We start from the raw sequence: 3,266 nt of genomic DNA, 5'->3' as shown, positions 1-3,266 counted from the left end.
CATGCGCGCGCCGAACGGCGGCCCGATTAGTGGCCGAAACGCCACCCGCAGGAAGCCGCGCAGCGATGCGGCCGTCAGTGCCTCCAGCCGGCCGGCCGGCGGCGCGACCACCACGTCGCGCGCCGGTGCGAGCGACTCGGGCAACGGATGCGTGAAGCGGTAAGCGGACATCCCGGTGAAGCGCGTGATCCACCGGTAGGTCAGCGTGAAGCCCGGCCAGTTCGTGCTGTTGTGCCCCGACGCATCGACGTACCAGCTCTTGCAGCTGTTCCACACCGATCCTTCGAGCCGCTGCTGCACATGCAGGTTGAAGCGCCGGTAGCGGCGCGCGTCGACGTCGATCTCGCGCGCACCGTCGCGCCGCATCGTGCGCAGGCAGCGCATCACGTGCGCGATCTGGCTTTCGAGCATGTAGACGATCGAGTTGTGGCCGAGATTGGTGTTCGGGCCGTACAGCATGAAGAAGTTCGGAAAGCCGGGCACGGTGAGCCCGAGATACGCCTGCGCGCCGCGCCGCCATGCGTCGTTCAGGTCGAGCCCGTCGCGGCCTGTGATGCGCATCGGCGACAGGAATTCGGTCGCCGCGAACCCCGTGCCGTAGACGATCGCGTCGACCGGATGGTGTACGCCGTCGACGGTCTCGATGCCGTCCTCCGTCACGCGCCGGATCCGCTGCGTGACGAGCTCGACGTTGTCGCGGCTCATCGCGGCAAGGTAGTCGCTCGACAGCAGGATGCGCTTGCAGCCGATCGGGTAGTCGGGCGTGAGGCGCGCACGCAGCGCGGGGTCCGGCACGTCGCGTGCGAGCAGCGTGTGGAACGGCCGGCCGACCGCGACCTTCATCAGCTTGTGCAGGCGCGTGAACGCGATCGCGCGCGATTCGTAGCGCAGGTAGATCGATGCGCGATGCAGCTTCATCGCCCACGGCAACCGGCGGAACAGCGCCTTCTCCCACGGGCGGTACGCGCGATCGGGGCGCGGCATCACATAGGCCGGCGAACGCTGGAATACGACCAGATGCTTCACGTCGCCCGCGATCGCCGGGACGAACTGGATCGCCGATGCGCCGGTGCCCACGACCGCCACGCGCTTGCCGGCGAGCGAATAGTCGTGATCCCAGCGCGCGGAGTGGAAGGCGCGGCCGCGAAACGTGTCGATGCCGGGCAGGTCGGGCATCGCGGGGCGGCTCAACTGCCCGGTGCCGCTGACGAGCACGGCGGCGCTGAGCGTCGTGCCGTCGGCGAGCGTGACGCGCCACAGCGCAGCGGCTTCGTCGTAGCGTGCGTGCGCAACTTCGGCGCCGAAGCGCAGGTAGCGCGCGAGGCCGTACTTGCGCGCGCAATGCTGCAGGTACGCGTGGATTTCGGGCTGCGGCGCGAACACGCGCGACCACGCCGGATTGGGCTCGAACGAAAACGAGTACAGGTGCGAGGGCACGTCGCAGGCGGCGCCCGGGTAGCTGTTGTCGCGCCACACGCCGCCGACGTCGTGCGAGCGTTCGACGATCGCGAAATCGTGGATGCCGGCGCGTTGCAGCGCGATCGCCATGCCGATGCCGGCGAAACCGGCGCCGATGATGATCGCCGCAAGCGGGGCGGCGGATTCGGTCAGGTGGGCTGCGTCACGCGACGACATGGCGGGTTTCCTCGGGCTGGACAGCATCGTGCGCGGTGCACGATGCGGTAACGGTGTCGCGATCCGTCGCTATCCTGACGGTTTCGCCTTGTGGCTGTGCGGACGGTCGGCACACGCCCCGGATCAGGTCGACGGCTTTCTCGGCGATCATGATCGTCGGCGCGTTGGTATTGCCGCCGATGAGCGTCGGCATGATCGACGCGTCGACGATGCGCAGCCCCTGCAGGCCATGCACGCGCAGTTGCGGATCGACGACGGCGAGTGCGTCGTGCCCCATCCGGCACGTGCCGACCGGGTGATACACGGTGTCGGTGCGCCGCCGCAGCACGTCGCGGATTTCATCGTCGGTGTTGACGTTCACGGTGAACAGGTCGCGCGTGGTCCAGCCGGCGAGTGCCGGCGCTTCCATCAGCCGGCGTGTGAGGCGGAAGCCCGCGACCATGTCGTCGAGGTCGCGCGGGTCGTCGAAGAACGCGGGATCGATGCGCGGCGCGGCGAGCGGATCGGCGCTGTTGAGCGTGACGGAGCCGCGGCTGCGCGGCCGCAGCAGGCACACGTGGCACGACAGCCCGTGGCCGGTGTGCAGCTTGCGCGCGTGATCGTCGACGAGCGCGACGACGAAGTGCAGCTGGATGTCCGGCGCGTCGAGTTCGGCGCGCGTCTTCAGGAAACCGCCGCCTTCCGCGAAATTCGACGTCAGCATGCCGCGCCGTTCGCGGCGAAAGCGCGCAAGCTCGCGCAGCATGCGCAGGCCGCCGCCCGCGGATACGCCCATCGTGTCGACGCTGCGTGTGCGGTAGCCGAAGATGAAATCAGGATGATCCTGCAGGTTGAGGCCGACACCGGGCAGGTCGGCGTGCACGGCGATGCCCTGTTGCTGGAGCGCGCGGCCCGGGCCGATGCCGGACAGCATCAGCAACTGCGGTGTTTGCAGTGCGCCGGCCGCGAGCACGACTTCACGCCGTGCGCGCAGCGTGCGGACCTCGCCATGCTGGCGTACCTCGACGCCGATCGCTCGGGTGCCGTCGAACAGGATGCGCAGCACCTGCGCGTGCGTCTCGACCGTCAGGTTGTCGCGGCGGCCGACGTGCGGCAGCAGGTACGCGCGCGCCGCGCTCCACCGTTCGCCGTGCTTCTGCGTGACCTGGTAGATGCCGATGCCTTCCTGCTGCGCGCCGTTGAAATCGTCGGTGAGCGGCAGGCCGGCCTGCTGCGCGGCTTCCAGGTAGCGCGCATGGAACGGGTTGCCGGTGCGCAGGTCGCTCACCCACAGCGGGCCGTCGCGGCCGTGCCACGCGTCGTCGAAACGTTCGTTGTGCTCGCTCAGGCGGAAGTACGGCAGCACGTCGTCGTAGCTCCAGCCTTCGTTGCCGAGCGCGGCCCAGCCGTCGTAGTCGACGCGATGGCCGCGGATATAGACCATCGCGTTGATGGCCGACGAACCGCCCAGCGCCTTGCCGCGCGGCTGGTAGCCGATGCGCCCGCCGAGGCCCGGCTGCGGCACGGTGTCAAAGGCCCAGTTGTTGATGCGGGTCGGCATCATCGCGACCGCGCCGGTCGGCACGTTGACGAGCGTGCCGTCGCCGCGGCCGCCGGCCTCGAGCACGCAGACGGTCACGGCCGGGTCCTCA

2 protein-coding genes are annotated in these 3,266 nt (G+C 69.4%); both read right to left on the bottom strand.

Features of this window, described 5'->3' with window-relative positions:
• Window positions 1-1,635: NAD(P)/FAD-dependent oxidoreductase (locus G3N93_RS36835; protein ID WP_206135229.1), on the bottom strand; the 1,635-nt coding region annotated here is incomplete at its 3' end.
• Window positions 1,622-3,266 (bottom strand): GMC family oxidoreductase (locus G3N93_RS36830; RefSeq protein ID WP_206135228.1); only part of this gene is annotated, 1,645 nt, incomplete at its 5' end. The genes G3N93_RS36830 and G3N93_RS36835, both read right to left, overlap by 14 nt.

Source organism: Burkholderia sp. Se-20378 (genome assembly GCF_017104665.1).
Taxonomy (GTDB): Bacteria; Pseudomonadota; Gammaproteobacteria; order Burkholderiales; family Burkholderiaceae; genus Burkholderia; species Burkholderia lata.
This window is presented reverse-complemented; position numbering and strand designations above follow the sequence as displayed.